Annotated in this window: 23 protein-coding genes; 6 read left to right on the top strand and 17 right to left on the bottom strand. The window is 72.0% G+C overall.

The features are described from left to right. Positions 1-25: 25 nt before the first annotated feature. Complete coding sequence (locus tag NOCA_RS05900; protein WP_041546260.1) at positions 26-1261, bottom strand: MFS transporter; 1236 nt, start codon at positions 1259-1261, stop codon at positions 26-28. A gap of 126 nt (positions 1262-1387) precedes the next feature. Here NOCA_RS05900 and NOCA_RS05895 point away from each other — a divergent pair, with 126 nt between their 5' ends. Beyond that, entirely contained in the window at positions 1388-2641 is a 1254-nt protein-coding gene (locus NOCA_RS05895) for a S1C family serine protease (RefSeq protein WP_011754356.1), read from the top strand. A 183-nt stretch (positions 2642-2824) separates the two neighbouring features. Here the strand turns inward: NOCA_RS05895 and NOCA_RS28420 are convergent, their stop codons facing one another. From NOCA_RS28420 to NOCA_RS05865, 6 genes are all read right to left on the bottom strand, one after another. Continuing rightward, entirely contained in the window at positions 2825-2947 is a 123-nt protein-coding gene (locus NOCA_RS28420; protein ID WP_274378275.1) for a hypothetical protein, read from the bottom strand. Then, positions 2944-3204 carry a hypothetical protein gene (locus NOCA_RS05890; RefSeq protein WP_011754355.1) on the bottom strand — a complete coding sequence of 87 codons (261 nt, stop codon included), beginning with the start codon at positions 3202-3204 and terminating at the stop codon, positions 2944-2946. The genes NOCA_RS28420 and NOCA_RS05890 overlap by 4 nt, the downstream gene beginning before the upstream one ends. Next, the gene (locus NOCA_RS05885; protein ID WP_041546258.1) at positions 3201-4940 is read right to left on the bottom strand and encodes an ABC-F family ATP-binding cassette domain-containing protein; all 1740 of its coding nucleotides are present in this window, start codon (positions 4938-4940) and stop codon (positions 3201-3203) included. Before NOCA_RS05885 ends, NOCA_RS05890 begins: the two co-directional genes overlap by 4 nt. 42 nt (positions 4941-4982) lie before the next feature. Next, entirely contained in the window at positions 4983-5522 is a 540-nt protein-coding gene (locus NOCA_RS25495) for a hypothetical protein (RefSeq protein ID WP_011754353.1), read from the bottom strand. Between the two features lie 301 nt (positions 5523-5823). Next, positions 5824-6867 (bottom strand): L-glyceraldehyde 3-phosphate reductase, encoded by a 1044-nt coding sequence (gene mgrA / locus NOCA_RS05870; protein WP_011754352.1) that lies wholly within the window; start codon positions 6865-6867, stop codon positions 5824-5826. Between the two features lie 41 nt (positions 6868-6908). After that, positions 6909-7343: a Clp protease N-terminal domain-containing protein gene (locus tag NOCA_RS05865; RefSeq protein ID WP_158305631.1), complete on the bottom strand. Its 435-nt coding sequence runs from the start codon at positions 7341-7343 to the stop codon at positions 6909-6911. 86 nt (positions 7344-7429) lie between these two features. Between NOCA_RS05865 and NOCA_RS05860 the strand changes: the two genes are divergently transcribed. The 3 genes from NOCA_RS05860 (at position 7430) to NOCA_RS05850 (ending at position 8974) form a co-directional block, all read left to right on the top strand. Then, entirely contained in the window at positions 7430-7828 is a 399-nt protein-coding gene (locus NOCA_RS05860; RefSeq protein WP_011754350.1) for a pyridoxamine 5'-phosphate oxidase family protein, read from the top strand. Positions 7829-7871: 43 nt separating this feature from the next. Next, entirely contained in the window at positions 7872-8144 is a 273-nt protein-coding gene (locus tag NOCA_RS05855; protein ID WP_011754349.1) for a DUF3263 domain-containing protein, read from the top strand. A 131-nt stretch (positions 8145-8275) separates the two neighbouring features. Beyond that, the gene (locus NOCA_RS05850) at positions 8276-8974 is read left to right on the top strand and encodes a DUF981 family protein (RefSeq protein WP_011754348.1); all 699 of its coding nucleotides are present in this window, start codon (positions 8276-8278) and stop codon (positions 8972-8974) included. 607 nt (positions 8975-9581) lie between these two features. On the opposite strand, the gene katG is transcribed toward NOCA_RS05850, so the two are convergent. From katG to NOCA_RS05815, 7 genes are read right to left on the bottom strand one after another with little or no spacing between them, the layout of a single operon-like run. After that, on the bottom strand, positions 9582-11864 hold the full coding sequence (gene katG, locus NOCA_RS05845; RefSeq protein WP_011754347.1) for a catalase/peroxidase HPI: 2283 nt from the start codon (positions 11862-11864) through the stop codon (positions 9582-9584). A gap of 28 nt (positions 11865-11892) precedes the next feature. Continuing rightward, positions 11893-12333: a Fur family transcriptional regulator gene (locus NOCA_RS05840; RefSeq protein ID WP_011754346.1), complete on the bottom strand. Its 441-nt coding sequence runs from the start codon at positions 12331-12333 to the stop codon at positions 11893-11895. Between the two features lie 31 nt (positions 12334-12364). Continuing rightward, a complete protein-coding gene (locus tag NOCA_RS05835; RefSeq protein WP_011754345.1) occupies positions 12365-13312 on the bottom strand; it encodes a carbohydrate kinase family protein in 948 nt (315 codons plus the stop codon). Further along, on the bottom strand, positions 13309-14295 hold the full coding sequence (locus NOCA_RS05830) for an SIS domain-containing protein (protein WP_011754344.1): 987 nt from the start codon (positions 14293-14295) through the stop codon (positions 13309-13311). Before NOCA_RS05830 ends, NOCA_RS05835 begins: the two co-directional genes overlap by 4 nt. A gap of 6 nt (positions 14296-14301) precedes the next feature. After that, the gene (locus tag NOCA_RS05825) at positions 14302-15156 is read right to left on the bottom strand and encodes a carbohydrate ABC transporter permease (protein ID WP_011754343.1); all 855 of its coding nucleotides are present in this window, start codon (positions 15154-15156) and stop codon (positions 14302-14304) included. Next, positions 15153-16082, bottom strand: coding sequence for a carbohydrate ABC transporter permease (locus NOCA_RS05820; RefSeq protein ID WP_011754342.1), 930 nt, complete (start codon positions 16080-16082; stop codon positions 15153-15155). Before NOCA_RS05820 ends, NOCA_RS05825 begins: the two co-directional genes overlap by 4 nt. A 2-nt stretch (positions 16083-16084) precedes the next feature. Then, entirely contained in the window at positions 16085-17419 is a 1335-nt protein-coding gene (locus NOCA_RS05815; RefSeq protein ID WP_011754341.1) for an extracellular solute-binding protein, read from the bottom strand. 85 nt (positions 17420-17504) lie between these two features. Between NOCA_RS05815 and NOCA_RS05810 the strand changes: the two genes are divergently transcribed. After that, positions 17505-18656, top strand: a complete 1152-nt coding sequence (locus tag NOCA_RS05810; RefSeq protein ID WP_041546250.1) for an ROK family transcriptional regulator — start codon at positions 17505-17507, stop codon at positions 18654-18656. A gap of 79 nt (positions 18657-18735) precedes the next feature. After that, positions 18736-19389, top strand: a complete 654-nt coding sequence (locus tag NOCA_RS05805) for a hypothetical protein (protein WP_041546247.1) — start codon at positions 18736-18738, stop codon at positions 19387-19389. Between the two features lie 76 nt (positions 19390-19465). On the opposite strand, the gene ribA is transcribed toward NOCA_RS05805, so the two are convergent. From ribA to npdG, 3 genes are read right to left on the bottom strand one after another with little or no spacing between them, the layout of a single operon-like run. After that, positions 19466-20113: a GTP cyclohydrolase II RibA gene (gene ribA, locus NOCA_RS05800; RefSeq protein ID WP_011754338.1), complete on the bottom strand. Its 648-nt coding sequence runs from the start codon at positions 20111-20113 to the stop codon at positions 19466-19468. Beyond that, the gene (gene cofC, locus NOCA_RS05795; RefSeq protein ID WP_011754337.1) at positions 20110-20742 is read right to left on the bottom strand and encodes a 2-phospho-L-lactate guanylyltransferase; all 633 of its coding nucleotides are present in this window, start codon (positions 20740-20742) and stop codon (positions 20110-20112) included. Before cofC ends, ribA begins: the two co-directional genes overlap by 4 nt. Next, positions 20742-21410: an NADPH-dependent F420 reductase gene (npdG, locus tag NOCA_RS05790; protein WP_011754336.1), complete on the bottom strand. Its 669-nt coding sequence runs from the start codon at positions 21408-21410 to the stop codon at positions 20742-20744. The genes cofC and npdG overlap by 1 nt, the downstream gene beginning before the upstream one ends. Position 21411: the final 1 nt, after the last annotated feature.

Here is a 21411-nt window from a genome sequence, read left to right as displayed (position 1 = left end):
GGACTGGACCGGACGGAGCCGCGGCTCAGCTCCGCCGCTCCAGCCGCCGCACGTCGGGGGACAGCAGCGAGAGCAGGGCGCTGCCGCCCATCACGCAGCCGACGACGACCAGCCAGCGGTGGAAGCCGACCGCCTGCGCGACCGGGCCGGTCAGCACGAGGCCGACCGGCCGGGCGATGAACGAGCCGACCAGGTCGAAGGAGTAGACCCGCGCGAGCTTGTCCTCGGCGATGTTCTCCTGGATCGCCAGCTGCCAGAACACGTCGAAGACCTGCAGCCCGACGCCGTGCACGAAGGCGCCGACGAGGATCGGCCCCAGGCGGTCGCTCAGCGCCATCGCCAGCGGGAAGGCCGCGGTGAGCGACAGCAGCGCGGTCCCGACGTGCAGCAGCCGGCGCGGACGCCACCGCAGGCACACGAGCCCGCCGACGACGAAGCCGGCCATCAGGGTGCCGAGCGCCAGCCCCCAGCTGGATCGGCCGAACCCGTCCTCCATCACGATCGGCCCGACGACGGACTGGGCACCGCCGTAGAACAGGTGGTACAGCAGCGCCTGGCCGATGAGCAGCCACAGCCAGGTGTGGCGGAGCACCTCGCGCAGCCCCTCACCGAGATCGCTGACGAACGAGGGGCGGGCGCCTTCGGGGCGGGTGTGCGGCACGTCGAGGCGGCCGAAGCAGAGAGCCGCCACCGCGAACGTCACGGCGTCGACGCCGATCGCCCAGCCGGGCCCGACCGCCGCGACCAGCACGCCACCGACGGCGAACCCCACGACGGCGGCGCTGGTCTGGAGCAGGCCGCGCAGCGCCACCGCCGAGGCGAGTCGCTCGGCGGGGACCGTCATCCGGGTCATCGCGGAGGACGACGGCCCGCTCAGCGCGCCGAGGCAGCCGTTGACGACCCCGAAGCCGGCCAGGACCGGCATCGTCGCCCAGCCGCCCACCACGAGGACCGCCACTGTCGCCTGGCTCAGCGCACACGCCGCGTTGGAGCCCTCCATCATCAGCTGCCGGGCCACCCGGTCGCCGAGGACGCCGCCGAACAGCACGGTCGCCACCTCCGCGAGGGCGTACGCCGCCACGACCAGCCCGAGATCGGTGGCCGAGCCGCCGAGATCGAGCACGGCGAACGCGAGCGCCACCGGAGCGATCGCGTTGCCGAGCGAGCTGGTCGCCGACCCGGTCACCAGCAGCCGGAAGTTGCGGAAGCGCAGCGGGCCGAGCCGGTCCTCGCGGGTCCCGAGGCTGTCGAGCGAGGTCACCGGAGCATTCAAGCCGGTCCCACCCCCCGCGGTCGCCCGGAATTCCCGGCGGACCGGGGTCGAGTTCTTCGTACCGCCCCAGAAAGGTCTCAGGAAGGTCACAGGCTGCCCGCCCATGGTTGAGACATGAACGACCAGCCCACCAGTCCGCCTCCGGGACCGCCGAACCCGTACTTCTCCACCCCGGCGCCGCTGGGTCCGCCTCCCCAGGGCCCGCCTCCCGGGGTGGCGCCGGACCCGCAGCCGGGGCAGCGTCGTCCTCGCCGGACCGGCCTCGCCGCCGCGGTCGTCGCGACCGCGCTGGTGGCCGGCGGCGCGGCAGGGGTCGGCGGCGCCGCCGCCTGGAGCGCGCTCGACGATGGAGGCTCGTCGAGCGCGGGCGGCCCCAGCAGCCGCACGACGGCGCAGGTCGTCGACACCCCCGACTCCGAGGCACCGGCCGGCTCCGTCGAGCAGGTCGCTGCCAAGGTGCTGCCTTCGGTGGTCAAGATCGACGTGGCCGGCGCCCAGGGCGCCGGTTCGGGCTCGGGGATCATCCTCAGCTCCGACGGCGAGATCCTCACCAACAACCACGTGGTGGAGCTCGCCGGCGACAACGGGTCGATCCGGGTCTCCTTCAACGACGGCTCCACCGCGAAGGCCGAGATCCTCGGCACCGACCCCCTGACGGACACCGCGGTGATCAAGGCCCAGGACGTCTCCGGGCTGACGCCCGCGACGATCGGGAAGTCGGGCGACCTCAAGGTCGGCGAGAGCGTCGTGGCGATCGGGTCCCCGTTCGGGCTCGACTCGACGGTGACCAGCGGCATCGTGAGTGCGCTGGACCGGCCGGTGGACGTCGGCTCCGACGGCCAGGGCAACAGCACGACGTACCCCGCGATCCAGACCGACGCTGCGATCAACCCGGGCAACAGCGGCGGCGCGCTCGTCGACCTCGACGGCAACGTCGTCGGCATCAACTCCTCGATCCGCACCGCCAGCTCCATGGAGGGGCAGGCCGGCTCGATCGGGCTCGGCTTCGCCATCCCGATGGACGAGGTGATGCCGATCGTCGACCAGATGGTCAACGGCGAGACCCCGACCCACGCCCGCCTCGGCATCTCCGTCTCCGACGTCGCGAGCCGGCCCGGAGCCGAGGTGACCGAGGGCGCCGAGGTCCAAGACGTCAACGCCGGCTCGACCGCGGACGACGCCGGCCTGGCGAAGGGCGACATCATCACCAAGGTCGACGACCAGCTGATCAGCGGCGCCGACTCCCTGGTCGCCACCATCAGGTCCTACCGGCCCGGCGACGAGGTCACCGTCACCTACGAGCACGGCGGCGACACCAAGACCGTCACTCTCCAGCTGGACTCGGACGCGGACACGTCCAACTCCTGATCCGGCCCACAGACCTTTCTCTCCCCCGAGAAGGGATCGGGGCCCCACCGGCCAGCAGGTCCGTCTCCCGTCAGCCGGTGGGGCCCTCTTCTGCGTCGCCCGCGGCCGGCGGCCTCGATACGCCGTCGCTGGTCCCCACGCGGCTCTCGACCACCGAGAACAAAGGTCGCGAAGCGAGCGCCCTCACTCCGCGTGGGCCGACGGGGCTCGCTTCTGGAACTCGCCCAGCCGCGCCACCGAGACGAAGCCCAGCCGCTCGTTCACGCCGACCATGTGGGCGTTGACCTCGGCGTTGTACGTCGTCACCACGCGGATGTCGGGCCGTGCGCGTCGGGCCGCACCAGCGTGCCCCACCGGTAGGCGTTCCCGGCCTCGTGGACGGTCGTGGCGATGTCGCGGTACCGGGTGCCCTGGTCCTGCATCATCGCGCGCACCTCCTCGAGCTGCCACGGCGACGTGACGCCCTCGGGCGCGGCCAGCTCGGCGGCCAGGTAGGCGCCGTGCCAGGGATCGACCTGGCCGGGGTCGAACGGGTCGACCTCGACGATCCGGTGCTCGCTCATCGGACCCGTTCGACCCGGCCCTCGTCCCAGACCGGACCGTCGGACTCGTAGACCCGGCCGTCCGCGCCGTAGACGAGGAACCGGTCGAAGCCGCGCGCGAACCAGCGGTCGTGGGTGACCGCGAGCACGGTGCCCTCGAACGCCGCGAGCCCCTCCTCCAGGGCCTCGGCGGACTGCACGTCGAGGTTGTCGGTCGGCTCGTCGAGCAGCAGCAGGGTCGCGCCGGAGAGCTCGAGTAGCAGGATCTGGAACCGGGCCTGCTGACCGCCGCTGAGCGACTCGAACCGCTGCTCCGCCGCGGGGCTGAGCTCGTAGCGGTCGAGCACCCGGCTGGCCTGCTCGCGGCCCATCCCGGCACGCCCACGACCGTCCGGCGTCGCGTCGCCGCGGTGCAGGATCTCCAGCAGGGTGCGGCCGACCAGCTCGGGGTGGTCGTGGGTCTGCACGAACCAGCCCGGTCGCACCCGTGCGCCCAGCTTCGCGATCCCCCGGTGCCGGACCGGCTCGACGTGGACGTCACCGACGGGCTCGTGCTCCTTGTCCGGCCGGGTCCCGCCCGCGGCGAGCAGCCGCAGGAAGTGCGACTTGCCCGATCCGTTCGAGCCGAGCACGGCCACGCGCTCGCCGTACCAGACCTCGAGGTCGAACGGCTTCATCAGTCCGGTGAGCTCCAGGTGCTCACAGACGACGGCGCGCTTGCCGGTGCGCCCGCCCGTGAGCCGCATCGACACCTGTTGCTCCCGCGGCTGCTCGGTCGGCGGGCCGGCCTCCTCGAACTTGCGCAGCCGGGTCTGGGCGGCGCGGTACTGCGAGGCCATGCCGTCGTTGTACTCGGCCTTGATCTTGTAGTGCAGCACGAGCTGCTTGAGCTTGGCGTGCTCCTCGTCCCACCGCCGGCGCAGCTCCTCAAACCGGGCGAACCGGTCCTGCCGGGCCTGGTGGTAGGAGCCGAAGCCTCCCGGATGGGTCCACACGGTGTTGCCGGACACACGGGGGGCTCCGGCCCCCGTGGATCCCCCGGAACCACCCCCCAGCTCGACGGTGACCACCCGGGTCGCGGTGTTGTTGAGCAGCTCGCGGTCGTGGCTGATCATCAGCACGGTCTTGGCGGACTCGCGGATGCGCCCCTCGAGCCAGATCTTGCCGGGCACGTCGAGGAAGTTGTCCGGCTCGTCGAGCAGCAGCACCTCGTCGGGGCCGCGGAGGAGGTACTCCAGCACCAGCCGCTTCTGCTCGCCACCGGAGAGGGTGGCGAGCTCGCGGTACTTCGCGCGGTCGAACGGCAACCCGAGCGCGGCCATCGTGCAGACGTCCCAGGTGACCTCGAGGTCGTAGCCGCCGGCGTCGGCGTACTCCGAGAGCGCGTGGGCGTAGGCCATCTGCGTCTTCTCGTCGTCGGTGTCCATGAGGGTGCGCTCACAGGCGTCGACGTCGTACGCCGCCGCGCGGATCCGCGGGGGCGCCACGCTGAGCAGCAGGTCGGCGACCGTGGGGGCCTCGCCGAGGGCGGCGCCCACCGACTGCCGCATCACGCCCAGGCCGCCGGAGCGGGTGACCACGCCGGCGTGCGGGGTCAGGTCGCCGGTGATGATCCGCAGCAGCGTGGTCTTGCCGGCGCCGTTCGCGCCCACGAGCGCGACCTTGGCGCCCTCGCCGACGCGGAACGACACGTCGTCCAGCAGCACTCGCCCGTCGGGCAGCTCATAGCGCACCCCGGCCACGTCTACGTGTCCCACGTCGCACGATTGTCCTGCACGCGGTGCGGCCCGGCACCTCGATTACGGCTCGGCCCAGAGGAACGAGTCGAGGACTGGCTTCACCACGTCGACCGCTTCGTCCCAGGAGTCCGCCTCGGCTTGCACGAGCAGCAGGGCGCTCACGCCCTCGCCCGGGATCGGGACCAGGACCTTGTGCATCCAGGGCCGGCGCGTCTGGTCGCGACAGTCGAGGACCGGGCCGTCCCAGATCGGGTTGTCGTCGAGCCGCCGGCACGGCAGGCCGTAGGAGTCGATGTACCGCACCGCCGCCTCGATCGCCCGCTGCTCGGCGGTGTCCGCGCCCTCGAACAGGCTGACCACGAGGTGCTCGTCGCCGGTCCCCTCGGCCAGCAGCACGGTCGGTGGCTCGACCGGGTCGGGCGATCGCCCCCAGCCGGCCGGGAGGTCGAGCGCGATCGTGCCGTCGGCGGTCTCGACGTCCCGGTCGGGTGGGTCGCCGGCGTACGCGCAGCCCGCGAGCACCGTGGAGAGGACGAGCGCGACGACGAGTCGGCCGGGCCCGCCGCCGCGGCGAGGCAGCCTCCATACCTGAGCATCCATGGGCGGAGCATTCCCCGTTGACGGACCGCGTCGACGGTTCTCCACAGGCCCGCGATCACGGGGCTGCCCGATTCGCCAGCGGGCGCGGACGCGGGCGTCCACGGCCTGGCCGAGGCCTACCCGGGGTCATCGCCGACAGCCGCAGCGCCGGATAGCAGCCCCGGGCGGAGCGCCCTCGAGACGATCCCGAGCGCGCTCTACGGCACGGAGCGCGGCGTGATCGACATCCTGACGGGCGCCCTGCTCGCGGCGCCGGCGCCGGTCGGGTGCCCGCGATCAGAGCACAGCCGGGACCGGGCGATCAGTCCTCGGACGAGTGTGCCCACAGGTTGATCCCCGCCTCGACGGCGTTCTCGTCGATGGCCGTGAGCTCGTCGGCCGTCAGGTCCGGGAAGGTCAGCGCGTCGAGGTTGGTGTCCAGCTGCTCGACCGAGCTGGCCCCGATCAGAGCGGAGGTGACCCGCGGGTCACGCACCGACCACTGCAGCGCGAGCTGGGCGAGCTTCTGGCCACGAGCCCGCGCGATCTCGTCGAGCCGGCGGACGTGCCCGAGGGTGGCGTCGTCGAGGTGGTCGCCCGGCAGCGAGGAGTTCTGGCGTGCAGCACGAGAGTCCTGCGGGACGCCGCCGAGGTAGCGATCGGTCAGCAGGCCCTGGGCGAGCGGCGAGAAGACGATGCAGCCCATCCCCTGCTGCTCGAGCTCGTCGAGCAGGTCCTGCTCGATCCACCGGTTGAGCATCGAGTACGACGGCTGGTGGATCAGCAGCGGGGTGCCGAGCTCGCGGGCGATCGAGGCGGCCTCGTTGGTCTTCTCGGCGGAGTACGACGAGATGCCGGCGTACAGCGCCTTGCCCTGCCGCACCGCCTGGTCGAGCGCCGCCATCGTCTCCTCGACGGGGGTGTCGGGGTCGAACCGGTGGCTGTAGAAGATGTCGACGTAGTCCAGCCCCATCCGGCGCAGCGACTGGTCGAGCGAGGCGAGGACGTACTTCCGCGAGCCGCCACCCTGCCCGTAGGGCCCGGGCCACATGTCGTAGCCGGCCTTCGTGGAGATCACGAGCTCGTCGCGATAGGGCGCGAAGTCGTCGCGGAGGTAGCGGCCGAAGTTCTCCTCCGCCCGGCCGTACGGCGGGCCGTAGTTGTTCGCCAGGTCGAAGTGGGTCACGCCGCGGTCGAACGCGCGGCGCAGGATCGCACGCTGGTTGTCCTCGGACCGGTCGTCACCGAAGTTCTGCCACAGCCCCAGGGAGATCAGTGGCAGCTGCAGCCCGCTGCGACCCGTGAAGCGGTAGCGCATCCCGGTGGCGTCGGACTCGTAGCGGTCGGGAGCGGCGGCGTAGGTCATGCTCCGATCCTGCCAGCAGCCCGCCCGCCGGCGGATCCGGGTCAGCCCACCCGCGGACCGCGCCGGGCGACGACCCCGCGGACGGTGGCGGCGCGCAGCCCCAGCTCGGCGGCAGCGGGCGCGACGACCGGGTCCGCGCCGGCCACCAGGGCGATCAGCAGGTGCTCGGCGCCGATGCACGAGGCGTGCAGGCTCGCGGACTCGTGTACCGCCCGGCCCAGCACGGCCCGGGCGTCCGCGGGGAGCCGGCCCAGGGCCGGCGCACCCTCGTTGAGGGCCCGCAGCAGCGCCCCGACGTCGACCCGGCGACCGCGCAGCAGCTCGTCGTCGACCTCCCGGTCGAGGCGGGCCAGCCACCGGCGCTCGACGGCCACCCGCAGATCCGCTGCGGACGAGCCGGCCGCCGACAGCACGGCACCGACCGTCGCGTCGTCGAGCAGGGCGCGCAGCAGGTCCTCGGGAGCCGTGTCCCCCATGCCCCGATCGTGCTCCCCGGCGGCCCGCGGCGCCACCGCCCGGAGTGAGATCGGACCGGTGGCGGCCCGCATGGCAGGATCGCCGCGTGACGTCGTGGCGACCGGGATGGGATGCGTTCCCCGAGGACCTGCTGGGCTTCTGGACCGAGCGGCACCTGTGCACGCTGACCACGTTGCGCGAGGACGGCCGGCCGCACGTCGTACCGGTGGGGGTGACCGTCGACCCCGACGAGCGCTGCGCCTGGGTGATCACGTCCGGCACGTCGCGCAAGGCGCAGAACATCCGCCGCACCCCGACCCTGGCGGTCTGCCAGGTCGACGGCAGGCGGTGGTCCACGATCGAGGGACGGGGCGAGGTGCTCGAGGACGAGGCGGCGGTACGCCGGGCGATGGAGCGCTACGCGACCCGCTACCGGCCGCCCCGGCCGAACCCGCTGCGGGTCGCCGTCCGGATCGAGGTGGACCGCTTCCTCGGCAACGCGTGACCCCCTCCCGTGGGCGCGCGCGGCCGGATGACACGATTTGGGCATGCCCGCCGACAGCCCCGAGCTCACCGACCTCACCGACCTCGACCGGCAGATCCTCGAGTTCGAGCGCGACTGGGTCGCCCACGTCGGCGCGAAGGACGCCGTGCTGCGCGAGCGCTTCGACCTCACACCGACCCGCTACCACCAGCTGCTGAACCGCCTGATCGACCTGCCCGCCGCCGAGGTCCACGCCCCCCGACTGGTCCGGCGCCTGCGCCGGCTGCGCGCCGCGCGACACGAGCAGCGCAGCGCGCGGCGGACGCGTCAGCCCTAGGGCCGACCCGGCCCGAAGCCGGCTCGCCGGTACTCGATCGCCGCTCCCCGGAATATTCGCTACAGCCGTGCGTTGAGGTTAGTACAACCTTCAACTAATTGCTGGCGACGAGCCGGCGGAGCAAGGAAAGAGTGAGTGCAGTGGTCGTCTACAACGAGCTGGTCGCCATCACCGCAGGCGCAGGGCTTCTCGGATTCGCAGCGTTCCTGACCGACCTGATCCGCAACAAGCGGATCGCGAGCGAGGCCTGGGCCGCATTCTTCGGCATCACCGGTGGACTGCTTCTCGTCACCGGTCTCCACACCACGCTGACCTGGCCGTTCGGCGACGGCGGGTTCGAGTACGCCAACATCGCGTTCGGTCAGCCGGCCGCGGGCTTCGGCGCGCTGCTCCTGCTCGCCGCGGTGTACCTGTGGCGGCACCGGGTCCTCTTCGACGGCGAGGTCGGTACGGCGAACGCCACGGCTCTCGCGGCCCTCAAGCCGGCCGGCATCTTCGTGGGTGCGCTCGGCCTCGGCATGGCCGTGCTGGCCATCGCGTTCGTCCGCTTCCAGCTGGGTGCCGCTCCGGCGGTGGAGCCGATCAGCGGCCGGTTCGGCGACTGGCCGATCCTCGAGGCGCTGTTCCTCGGCGGGCTCTGGGGCATCGTGGCCCTCGGTGCGCTGCTCTTCGCGATCGCGCTGTGGACCGACCGCCCACAGCTACTGCGCTGGGCCGTCTGGGCCTGGGTGATCGGCGGCGTGGTGTTCCTGCTCTTCGGCGCGATGAACTTCTACACGCACATCGGCATGTACTACAACATCTCCCACGGCACGATGCACAAGTGGTGAGCCGGTCGTCCGGTCGGCCCTGAGCGGGCCTCGACCCACCCGGTCGCGCCGACTGCGACAGACCTGGAGCCCCGAGGCGAACCCTCGGGGCTCCGGGCATGTCCGGGCCGCAACGCCACACTCACAGCCAGCCGGACGAAGCGAGCGGTCACGCTGTCCGCACGACCTCCCGCGTCGACCGGCGCGGTCCGACCACCGCAGGCGCGCAGGGGCTACGCTGGGCGGTAGACAGCGAGTGAGGGGGCGGCTGTCCCGCCTTGTCCCTCCGGCCCACGGGCCCCGTCGATTGGCATCGGCCATGACTTGGAACGCCGTCTACTTCGTGCTGATCGTGCTGGCGCTTGCCGCCGCCATGCGCGCGGCGTCCTGACCTGGACGCCCGTTCGGGCCGACCCGGTCGAGTCGGCCCGAACGGGCGCTGTCCGTCGCGCGGTGCTTCGGGGCTCGGCCTCGATCCACCGATTTCCGCCTGCTGCGCGCCACCATCTGGGCACGCTGGCTGCGTTGCCGACGCTCGATAGACGCCCTGGTATGCCTTCGCGCCGGACGCCTTGCCAGCGCACCCATCTGGTGACGCTCGCGACGCCGCAAATCGGTGGAACGAGGCTCAGGCCAGGTCGAAGCGGTCGGCGTCCATGACCTTGACCCAGGCCGCGACGAAGTCGCGCACGAACTTCTCCCGGGCGTCCGCGCTGGCGTAGACCTCGGCCAGCGAGCGCAGCTGGGAGTTCGATCCGAAGATCAGGTCGACCGCGGTCGCGGTCCAGCGCAGCTCCCCGCTGGCGAGGTCGCGGATCTCGTAGACGTTGGCCTCTGACTCCGACGCCTTCCACTGCGCGCCGGGCGCCAGCAGGTTGGCGAAGAAGTCGTTGGTCAGCACGCCGGGGCGGTCGGTCAGCACGCCGTGCCCGCTGCCGCCGACGTTGTTGCCGAGGGCGCGCAGTCCCCCGACCAGGACGGTCATCTCGGGGGCGGTGAGGCCGAGCAGGTAGGCGCGCTCGACCAGCAGGACCTCCGGTTGGGCCTTCTCGTTCTCCAGCAGGTAGTTGCGGAAGCCGTCGGCCCGCGGCTCGAGCACCGCGAACGAGTCGACGTCGGTCTGCTCCTGGCTGGCGTCGGTGCGGCCCGCGCGGAACGGCACGGTCACGTCGACCCCACCGTCCTTGGCAGCCTTCTCCACCGCCGCGGACCCGGCGAGCACGATCAGGTCGGCCAGCGAGATCTTCGCGCCCCCGGCCTCGTTGAACTCGCGCTGGATGCCCTCGAGCCGATCGAGCACGCCGGCCAGCTGCTCGGGCTGGTTGACCGCCCAGCTGCGCTGCGGCTCCAGCCGGATCCGTGCGCCGTTCGCGCCGCCGCGCTTGTCGGTGGAGCGGAAGCTCGCGGCCGAGGCCCACGCGGTGGACACCAGCTCGGCGACCGAGAGGCCCGAGTCGAGGACCTTCGCCTTGAGCGCCGCGACGTCGTCGTCGCTGACGAGCTCGTGGTCGACGGCCGGGACCGGGTCCTGCCAGATCTGGGTCTCGCCCACGAGCGGACCGAGGTAGCGGGCGATCGGCCCGAGGTCACGGTGCAGCAGCTTGTACCAGGCCTTCGCGAAGGCCAGCGCGAACTCCTCGGGGTGGTCCTTGAACCGGCTCGAGATCTTGGCGTACTCCGGGTCGAAGCGCAGCGCCAGGTCGGAGGTCAGCATCCGCGGCTCGCGCCGCTTCGACGGGTCGTGCGCGTCGGGCACCATGTCCGCGCCCGCGCCGTTCTTCGGCCGCCACTGGTTGGCGCCGGCCGCGGACTTCATCAGCTCCCACTCGTAGGCGTACAGGATGTGGAAGAACTCGTTGTCCCAGCGGGTCGGGTGGTAGGTCCAGGTCACCTCGATGCCCGAGGTGATCGTGTCCTCGCCCTTGCCGGAGCCGAACGAGCTGTGCCAGCCCAGGCCCTGCGCCTCGAGCGGTGCGGCCTCCGGCTCGGGGCCGACCAGGTCGGCGTCACCGGCGCCGTGGGTCTTGCCGAAGGTGTGACCGCCGGCGATCAGCGCGACGGTCTCCTCGTCGTTCATCGCCATCCGCGCGAAGGTCTCGCGGATGTCGCGGGCCGAGGCCAGCGGGTCCGGGTTGCCGTTCGGGCCCTCCGGGTTGACGTAGATCAGCCCCATCTGGACCGCGCCCAGCGGGTTGGACAGCTCCCGGTCGCCGCTGTAGCGCTCGTCGCCGAGCCAGGTGTCCTCCGGGCCCCAGTAGATCTCCTCGGGCTCCCAGATGTCCTCCCGACCGAAGCCGAAGCCGAAGGTCGTGAAGCCCATGTCCTCGAGGGCGACGTTGCCGGCGAACACGATCAGGTCGGCCCACGAGATCTTCTGGCCGTGCTTCTGCTTGACCGGCCAGAGCAGCCGCCGCGCCTTGTCCAGGTTCGCGTTGTCCGGCCAGCTGTTGAGCGGGGCGAACCGCTGGGCGCCCTGCCCGGCGCCACCTCGACCGTCGTGGATCCGGTAGGTACCGGCCGCGTGCCAGGCCATCCGGACGAACAGGCCGCCGTAGTGGCCGAAGTCGGCCGGCCACCAGTCCTGCGAGGTGTGCAGCACCTCGACGATGTCGCGCCGGAGCGCCTCGATGTCGAGCTTCTCGAACTCCTCGGAGTAGCGGAAGCCGGGGTCGAGCGGGCTGCTCTTCGAGGAGTGCGCGTGCAGGACCGAGAGGTCGAGGTGGTTGGGCCACCAGTCCTTGAGCGAGTTCGGGCGGCCGCCGGTCCTGGGCGTCGGTGAGTCGATCGCCGGGTTCTCGCTCTCGCTGCCCTGGGCGGTCACCCCGTCGTGGAGGACGGGGCACCCACCCTCCGCCTTCCGGTCGACGCCCTGCGGGCTCTCGGGGGTGCGGTTGTCCTGGCTGTCGGTCATGGTCTTCCTTCCGGACGGGCGTTGGCGGTCACGATCGGGTGGTCGAGCAGGCGGGGCAGATGCCCCAGTAGACGACCTCGGCCTCGTCGATGCGGAAGCCGTGGTCGTCCGAAGCGGTCAGGCAGGGCGCGCCGCCGACGGCGCAGTCGACGTCGGCGACGATCCCGCACGCGCGGCACACCACGTGGTGGTGGTTGTCGCCGACGCGCGCCTCGTAGCGCGCGACCGAGCCGGCGGGCTGGATGCGCCGTACCAGGCCGGCGGCGGTCAGGGCGTGCAGCGAGTCGTAGACGGCCTGGTGCGAGACGCCGGGGAGGCCCTCGCGGACGGCACCGATGATCGACTCGGTGTCGGCGTGCGGCAGCGCGTGCACGGCGCCCAGCACGGCGAGCCGCGGGCGGGTCACCCGCAGCGCCGCACCGCGCAGCAGCTCCGGGAAGTCCCGGGTGCGGTCCGTGGTCGTCGCCATGGCCGCAGTCTTGCGACCTTTCTGGAATGAGTCAAGAAAGGGGTGGCACGGTCTCCTCGACACCGAGCAGCTCCGCACGGGAGGGGTACCTCGCGAGCGAGTCCCGGCCGATCACCGTCGACGCGACGCGTACGCCGGTCGCCAGGGCCTGCGCCATGTCGTCGTGCTCGACCAGCTCCGCCAGCATCCCCGCAGCGAGGCTGTCGCCGGCGCCGGTCGTGTCCTTCGCGACCACGGGCGGCGCCGCGAGCCGCAGCCGCGCACCGTCCGGGCCTCGGGCGACCAGACCGCGCTCGGCGAGCTTGACGACGACCCAGCCGCCGCAGGCGCGCTGCAGCGTGTCCGCGGCAGCCTCCGGGTCGGCCTCGCCGGTGAGCGCTTGGGCCTCCGGCTCGTTCGGCAAGAAGATGTCGACCGACGGCAGGATCGCGAGCACCTCCCGGCCGGCGTCGCCCCGCCAGTCGTCGGGGTCCCATCCGGTGTCGAACAGGGTGCGGGCGCCGTGCGCCCGCGCCCGCCGCAGGATCTCGAGGGTCCCGGCCCCGCGGAGCCCCGGGAGCGAGAAGTAGCCGGTGAGCATCACGAGGTCGGCCGCGGTCGCCTCGGCGGGCACGTCGGCCTGCGTGTACGTCCTCAGCACACCGTGGGCGGTCAGGAACGCTCGCTCCCGGCCGGGGGCCTCGAGCGCGATCGAGATGCCGGTCTCCTGGCCGGCGACCACCTGGAGGTCGTCCCCGAGGCCGGCCCGGCGCAGCTCGGCCGCCACCCAGCGTCCGGCCTGGTCGTCGCCGACCGCCCCGAACAGCCGGTGCGCCACCTCGAGGCCCGCGAGGGCCAGCGAGACGTTGCCCGCGGCTCCGGCCGGGCGGACGGAGATGTGGTCGATGACGTCGTCTCCCCCGGGGTCCGGCAGCCGCGTGACCGGGGTGGCGATCACGTCGAGCTGGACGTTGCCCAGGACATGGACCGATCGGGTCATCGACTACCCAGCTTGATGTCGTCCTGCTCGTACCGGAAGCCGTCGGCCCGCAGTCCGCGGCGGCTCGCCAGGCTCCACCCGAGGAGCTGCAGCGGCAGGATCTCCAGCACGGTGCGGGCGAGCGGCGAGGGCGGCTCCGGGAGCCGGATCGGGACCAGGTTCTCGTCCGCGTCGATGTCGTCGGTCGTGACCAGGAGAGTTGTGCAGCCGAGGGCGCTCACCTCGCGGGCGAGCCGGACCTCGCGCCCCGCTCCGACCACGACGCAGCACACGCTCGGGTCGAGGGGCTCCATCGGGCCGTGCAGGTAGTTGTGGGTCTCGTGGGCGGCCGTCAGGGCCCGAGCGGCCTCCCGCAGCAGGAGCGCGCCCTCACCGACCGTCGTGATCGAGGCGCCCGACCCGACGACGTCGATGATCCGGGCCCGGTCGAACCGCTCGGCGACCGCCTCCACTGCGGGCCGTGCGGAGGCGATCACCTGCGCGGCCAGGTCCGGCAGGGCGGACCAGTCGGCACGGGCCCCCGCCCAGTGCTCGCCGAGCAGCCCGATCGCCTGGATGGTCGCGGTGTACCCGGTCGTGTAGACGGGGCTGTCCGGTCCGCTGTCCAGCGCGATGACCTCGTCCACCAAGGCGCCCAGCGGCGAGTCGGGGAAGTTCGTGATCGCGATGCGTCGCCCGGTGGTGCGCTCGAGCGCGGTCACCGTCTCGGTGCTGCGCCCGGACTCGCTCATCGCGACGACGACGTCCGCGACCGGGCGGTCGGCGTCGAGCAGCTCGGTGGCCGAGAGGGCGAAGGCCCGGATGCCCAGGGCCCGCCAGGTCGGCGCCGCGCTTCGCGCCACGTGCTCGCTGGCGCCGATGCCGACCAGCGCCACGACGGCGTCCTCGGCGATCGGGGGGATCCGCTGCAGCGCCTCGCGGACGGCTGCGGCGCTGGTCCGCAGCACCTCCGGTTGCGCGTCGATGCCATCGGGGAATCGCATTCGTGATCAGCCTTTCACTGCTCCGGAGGTGAGGCCTCCGACGATGTAGCGCTGGAAGACCAGCGCGAGGATGACGGGCGGGATGGTGGCCAGCACTCCTCCGGCGGCGATCAGCCCGAAGTCGGAGGAGTGCTTGCCGGTGAACTCGGCGATGGCGACCGGGATGGTCTTCGCGTCCGTGCTCGAGGTGAAGATCAGGGCGTAGAGGAACTCGTCCCAGGCCAGCAGGAACCCGAACATGCCGGTGGTCAGGATCCCCGGCCGCGCGAGCGGGAGGATCACCCACCAGAGCGCCCCCATCCGGCTGGCCCCGTCGACGCGGGCGGCCTCCTCGAGGCCGGCGGGCAGGCTCAGGAAGTAGTTGCTCATCGTCCACAGGCAGAACGGGGTGACGATCGAGCCGTAGGTGATGACGAGGCCGATCTTCGTGTCCAGCAGCCCGAGGTTGGCCAGCGCCAGGTACAGCGGGATCACCAGGGCGATCGGGGGGAGCATGTAGATCGCCAGGAACGCGAACAGCGAGGTCCGCCGGAACCGGAACCGCAGGCGGGCGAAGGCATAGCCCCCGAGGACGCCGACGACCAGCGAGACCGCGGTGGTGGCGGACGCGACCACGAAGCTATTGATCATCGCGGCGCGGAAGTTGGCGGCCACGTCCCCGCCGCCGCTGCCGGAGGAGAAGATCGCGCGGTACCGCTCGAGCGTCGGGTGGTCGGGCCACCAGTGCGGGTGCGGCGAGAGCAGCTCGGAGGACGGCGAGATGCTGGAGATCAGCAGCCAGGCGAAGGGGGCGAGGACGACCAGCGCCATGACCACGGCGGCCACGTGGATCCAGATGAGGTAGGCCCGGCTCGGTCTCATTCGACACCTGCCAGCTCGTTCTGACGGAGGATCCGCAGGTACGCCATGGCCAACGCGAAGACGGCCAGCACGATCAGGTACGCCAGCGCGGCGCCGTACCCGAACAGCTGGTTGGAGAAGGCCTGGAGGTAGGTGTAGAACGCGATCGTCTGCGTCCCGCTGGCCGGCCCGCCGCCGGTCATCACGTAGATGATGTCGAAGACCTTGAACGCCTCGATGGTGCGCAGGATCAGCACGACGGCGATCGAGGGCGCCAGCATCGGGATGGTCAGCCGCCAGAAGGCGCGCCAGGGGCCGGCGCCGTCCACGCGGGCGGCCTCGTAGAGATCGCTGGGGATCGTCTGCAGTCCGGCCAGGATGAAGAAGACGACGATCGAGGTGTTCTTCCAGACGTCGGCGATGATCACCATGTTGAGCGCGAGGAACGGCTCGCCGAGCCACTGGGTCGGCGTCTCGGAGATCCCGAGCGTGTCGAGCAGGCCGTTGAGCGCGCCGTACTGGCCGTTGTAGATCCAGCGCCACAGCGCGCCGTTGACGATGGTCGGCAGCGCCCACGGCAGCACGACGATGCTGCGCCACAGCCAGCGCGCCTTGAGCGGCGCATTGAGCAGCAGGGCGACCGCGATGCCGAGCGCCAGCTCGAGGAACGTCGAGACCAGAGTGAAGTACATCGTGTGCCCGAGGACGCTGTAGAACCGGTCGTCCTGGAAGACCCGGACGTAGTTGTCGAGCCCCACGAACGGGTAGGAGCCCGGCATCGCGCTGTCGACGTCGTAGAGCGAGACCACCAGGGTCCGCACGACCGGCCACAGCACGACACCGAACACCACCACGGCCGCAGGCAGCAGCAGGAGCAGCGCGAAGCGCCCCTCGTGCTGACCGCCGCGGACCCGGAGGCGCCTACCCGCTCGCAGGGTCGAGGACACGATCAGGACTCCAGCAGGTCGGCCGCCTGGGAGGCTGCGTCGTCCAGCGCCTGCTGCGGCTCCTTGTCACCGAGCAGGGCCTTCTGGATCTCGGCCTGGAGCACCTGGGACATCGCGTTGTAGCTGGCGACCTGGGGCCGCAGGATCATGTCGCCGAGCTGCTTCTTGGCCTGCGGCACGACGGCGGGGTTCGTGTCGACGACCTTGGGGTCGTCGTACGACGACGACCACACGGGCAGCGAGCTGAGGGCGTACTTGTCCTGGACCGGCTGGCTGGTGAGGTACTCGATGTACTTCCAGCCGGCATCCTGGTTCTCACTGGTCGCGGAGAGGGAGAGCGCCATGCTGCCGTTCACGCCGGGGCGGCCGACCGGGCCGCTCGGGGTCTGCAGCACCGCGACGTCGCCGGGGATCTGGCTCTCCTTGGGGTCGTTGGCGAGGCCGTACATGTAGGTCCAGTTCAGGGCGATGCTGGCCTGACCGGAGGAGAACACGCGCCGCACGTCCTCCTCGAGCGACTGCGTCGAGGCGGGGTTGGTGAGCCCGTCGACGATGCTCTGCCGCATGAACTCCAGCGCAGCGACGCCGCCTCCCTGGTTGAACGCGGGCTGGCCCGCGTCGTCGAGGAAGGTTCCGCCGAAGGCACCGAGGAGCTGGGTGTAGTCGCAGATCAAGGCCTCCGCCTGCTGCCAGGACCAGATCAGCGGGTACTGGACACCGCTCTGCTTGAGCGCGCGGGCCGCGCTGAGGACGCCGTCCCAGGTGTCGAGCTCGCCGGCGTCGACCTTCGCCTTCTCGAGCTGGGCGGTGTTGTAGAAGAGATACTTGGTGTCCAGGATCCACGGGACCCCGTAGAACTTGCCGTCGTACTGCGGCGTCGCGACCGCGCCGCCGAGCATCTGCTGCTTCCACTCGTCGGGCCACCGGTCGGTGACGTCGGCGACGATGTTCTTGGTGCCGAACTCGGCCGGCCAGATCACGTCGATCAGCACGACGTCATAGGTGCCCGCCGGCGCGGCCGCCACGATCTTGTCGTGCAGCGCCTCGTAGGAGACGAAGTCGGCGGTGACCTTGATGTCGGTGTTGGCCTTCATGAAGGCCGCCGTCATCTCCTTGATGTTGTCCTCGGAGTAGCCCGCCTGCTGCATGAACAGGGCGCGGATGCTGCCGCTGCCGCTGCCACCACCGCCCTTCTCGCCGCCGCCACCGCCGACCCCGCACGCGACCAGCAGGCCGGACAGGCCGAGCGCACCTCCGCCCACGAGCAGGCCACGACGCGTCGGCCGGGGGGCGGTGATCCCGGCGAGCGAGCCCGAGACGGGTGATGTGCGCTTCATGACATCTCCATTTGTTAGGCAGGTTGCTTATTGAATGGATATTGTCAGCGGCACCGGGACGCGTCAAGAGCGACGAAGGAGATTTGTGACTGCCGCACCACATGCGTCGAGCGCCGACCAGGTCCTCGACGTCCTGCTGCACCAGACGGCGCCGGTGACCCGGCCGTTCCTGGCCACCGCGTGCGGCCTGTCCCGGCCGACGATCTTCGCCGCCATCCAGCAGTTGGAGCAGCGCGGGCTGGTGCACGCCGTCGGCCAGCAGAGCGGCACCCCGGGGCGCTCCGCCACCCTGTACGAGGTCCCGGAAGGAGCCGGCGCCCTGGCGGCGGTCGACATCGGTGGCAGCAACCTGCGGGTCGCGATCGCCGACCTGCGCGGGCAGCTGGTCGCCGAGCGGCACGAGCCGACCGCGCGGCCGGGCGGACCCGCCATCGTGACGCAGGCGATCGAGCTCCTGCGGTCCACGCTCATCGCGTCACGGATGGGCGCCGCGCCGCTGCGCACGATCGCCGTGTCCGTGCCGGGCGTGCTGGAGCACGACGGGCGGACCGTGCGCTACGCGTCGAACATCGACCAGTTCGAGCCCTTCGACTTCGCCACACCGTTCGCGGACGCGTTCGACACCGTGGTGATGCTCGACAACAACGTCAACCTCGCGGCGATGGGCGAGCGCTGGCGCGGCGCGGCCCGGGAGCTGAGCACCTTCGCGGTCGTGGCGGTCGGAGCGGGCATCGGTGCCGGCATCGTCCACGAGGGCCGGGTGATGCGCGGTGCGCACGGCGCGGCCGGCGAGGTGGCGTTCCTGCCTCCGTTCGGCAAGCGTCGCAAGGTCGACGCGCGCGCCCACGACGAGGCGGGCGGCCTGAGCCTGCTGCACGACGCCCAGTCGCGATCGGGCTGGCACGACGACCCACCGACCACCGTCGAGGACCTGTTCCGGCGGGCCGCCGCCGGCGAGCGACCAGCCGTGAAGCTGGTCGAGGAGGAGTGCGCGCGGATCGCCTCGGTGATCGCGTCGATCTGCGCGGTCATCGATCCCGAGACCGTGGTCCTCACCGGCGGCGTCGGCGACAACGACCGGCTGATCGCCCGCGCCGGCGAGCTCGCCGAGGCGATGATCCCGTTCCCGCCGGCCGTGATCAGGTCGGGCCTCGGCGAGCGCGCCAGCGTGATCGGCGCGATCTACCTGGCCGCGCAGTCCGCGAAGCAGGAGTTGACGGAGACCACCAGCGGCTGACGACCGGGGCGATCCGACGGGGGACAGCAGCCGCGCCCCGTTGGACTAACTGAGACAGGTATGTCTAGTATCGCCACCCATGAGACGCCGCCTCGCCGCCGCCGCGGCCGCAACCCTGGCCGTCGCGGCCCTCGCCTCCCAGCTGGTCATCCCGTCGGTGGCGGAGGGCCGGCTGCGAGACCGGCTCGCCACCGTGGGTGCGGTCTCGAGTGTGGACGTCTCTGCGACGCCGGCCGTGAAGATGCTGTTCGGATCGGTCGACCGGGCCGCGGTGGAGATGCACGACGCGAGCCTCGATGGCGCCTCCGACCTGGATCCGGACATGATCGCGAAGCTCGACGGCGTGCAGGAGGTCGACGCCGAGATCGGCCGGCTGAGCGCCGGCCCGATCGACGTCGACGAGGTCCGCCTGGTCAAGGACGGCGATCGCCTGGAGGCCTCCGGCGACATGGACCTCAGCGCGATCAAGGGGCTGATCCCGGGCGTGAAGGTGAGCGTGAAGGGCGGCAGCATCCTGCTGGACCTGTCCTCGAGCGGCCTGCCCCTCCCCTTCCCGGTCCAGCTCGAGATCGTCGCCGAGGACGGCGCGATCGTCGCTCGCCCGCTCGGCGCGGCCGCCGCGATGCTGCCGCCGCAGCCACTGCTCGAACGACCCGAGCTGGCGGTGCAGGACCTGCGCGCCCAGCTCGAGGACGGCCGGCTGACTCTGGCTGCCGACGCGCGGCTGACCTGAGCCCCGTGCCGCACCGGTCACCCCGGTCGTGAGCTCGGCGTTCGCATGGCCCCACAGCACCCGATCCCGGCCGTCCTCACGAGACGCTCAACGACCCGTGGTCCCCGGCGAACCGGAAGCCGCGCCGCCGCTTGGCGTGCAGGTAGCGGAGGTTCTCGGTCGTCTCGTGCAGCGCGGTAGGCAAGGTTCGTCGTACGGCGACCCCACCGGCGGCGAGCCCTGCGGCCTTCTGCGGGTTGCCGGTCATCAGGTCCACCTGCAACACGTCGAGAGCCCGCAGCATCCGGCCGGCCACCTCGTACCCCCGAGCGTCCTCGGGGTAGCCGAGCGCCCGGTTCGCCTCGAACGTGTCGAGCCCCTGATCCTGGAGCCGGTAGGCGTCGAGCTTGGCGTAGAGACCGATGCCTCGGCCCTCCTGGCGCAGATAGACCAGGTAGCCGCCGTGCTCGGCGATCCGGACGAGCGCCTCGTCGAGCTGCGGTCCGCAGTCGCAGCGCCGGGAGCCGAAGACGTCCCCGGTCAGGCACTCGGAGTGGAGCCGAACCAGCGGCACGCCGCCTCGCGGCCGCCGGTAGGGCCCGACCGCGACGACCAGGTGCTCCTCGGCGCCGGGCAGCCCGGTGAACGTGTGTACCCGGCCCGGGAGGGTCCGGCCGCCGGCCGCCATCGTCAGGTCGATCTCGGCACGCACCCGGACGGGCACCTCCCCGGTGGCCGGCCTCATCCCACAGCCTCCAGCGCCGGGCCCAGGCGCGCCGCGGCCGCCCGCGTGTGCCGACCGCAGCGTCCATCCAGGACGGCGGCGAGCGAGTCGAGGTCGTCCACGTCCGCGCGCACGGTGTCCACCCCGGCCACGTCCAACGACACGGCGCCGGTCGCGGCGTGCCGGGAGGCGGAGCCCGCGCCGTACGCCGGGCGGAGGTCCCCGGCCCCAGCGGTCAGCACGGTGGTCCCGGTGCCGTCCCTGTCCGGCAGGAACGCTCGGCGGAACCGTGCCGCCTCGGCCAGGCAGCGGCCCAGCTCGGCGGGGTCGAGGGCCGGTAGGTCGCCGGGGACGACCACGATGCCGCGGCCGGGCAGCCGGTCGAGCGCGACCGCAGCGCCTCGTTCGAGAGAGGCGTTCAGGCCGAGGCCGGCGACCGGGACCGAGCGGACGGCCGGCAGGACGACCCGATCCAGCTCGTCGTCCCAGAGCACCAGGACCGCATCGACGGCCGGGGTCTCCTCGAGCGCCGCGACCGTGTCGCGCAGCAACGCGGTGGCGAGCTCTCGGCGCTGTGCGTCCGGCAGGCCGGTGCGACTCTTGGCGCTCGCGAGCGCCTTCTGCGGCACGACCGCGCACCAACGGGCCATCAGACGACTGGTCGGAGCCCGGTCACCCGGATGCCCGAGTGCGCCTTGTACGCCCGGTTGACCGAGATCAGCACAGCGGTCAGCGGCTCGAGCTGGCGCGCCAGGCGCAGGCGCCCGGCGGCGATACCGGGGCGGCCGGTGACGGAGCGAGCGAGCTCGATCACGACGTCCTTGGCCGCCTCGTCGTCACCGACCACCAGCACGTCCTCGAGCAGCTCCTCGTCGGTGATCAACGTGACCGCGGAGAGGTGGTGGAACGCGCCGATCACGGCCGACCCCGGCAACAGCGCGGCCGCGGACTCGGCGGCGCTGCCCGTGGGCACGTCGAGTCCGAACGGGCCTTGCTTGTCGAAGCCGAGCGGGTTCACGCAGCTGATGACGATCTTGCCCTCGACCACGTCGCGCAGGGACGCGACGAGCTCGTCGTGGCCGTCGTACGGGACGGCCAGGAGCACGACCTCGGCCTTGCGGACCGCCTCGAGGTTGGTCGCGCCACTGATGCACGCCGCGGGAGGCAACCGGACGGCCAGCTCGTCCGCTGCGGAGCGGGCACGCTCCTCGTCACGGGAGCCGAGGATCACCTCGTGACCGCTGGTGGCCAGGCGGTAGGCCAGGCCCCTGCCCTGCGGGCCGGTGCCGCCGATGATCGCGATGGACTGCCTGCTCATC

The sequence above is a fragment of the Nocardioides sp. JS614 genome, from assembly GCF_000015265.1.
Classification (GTDB): domain Bacteria; phylum Actinomycetota; class Actinomycetes; order Propionibacteriales; family Nocardioidaceae; genus Nocardioides.
The sequence above is the reverse complement of the archived record's forward strand: the minus strand, read 5'-3'. Positions and strand labels throughout refer to the sequence as shown.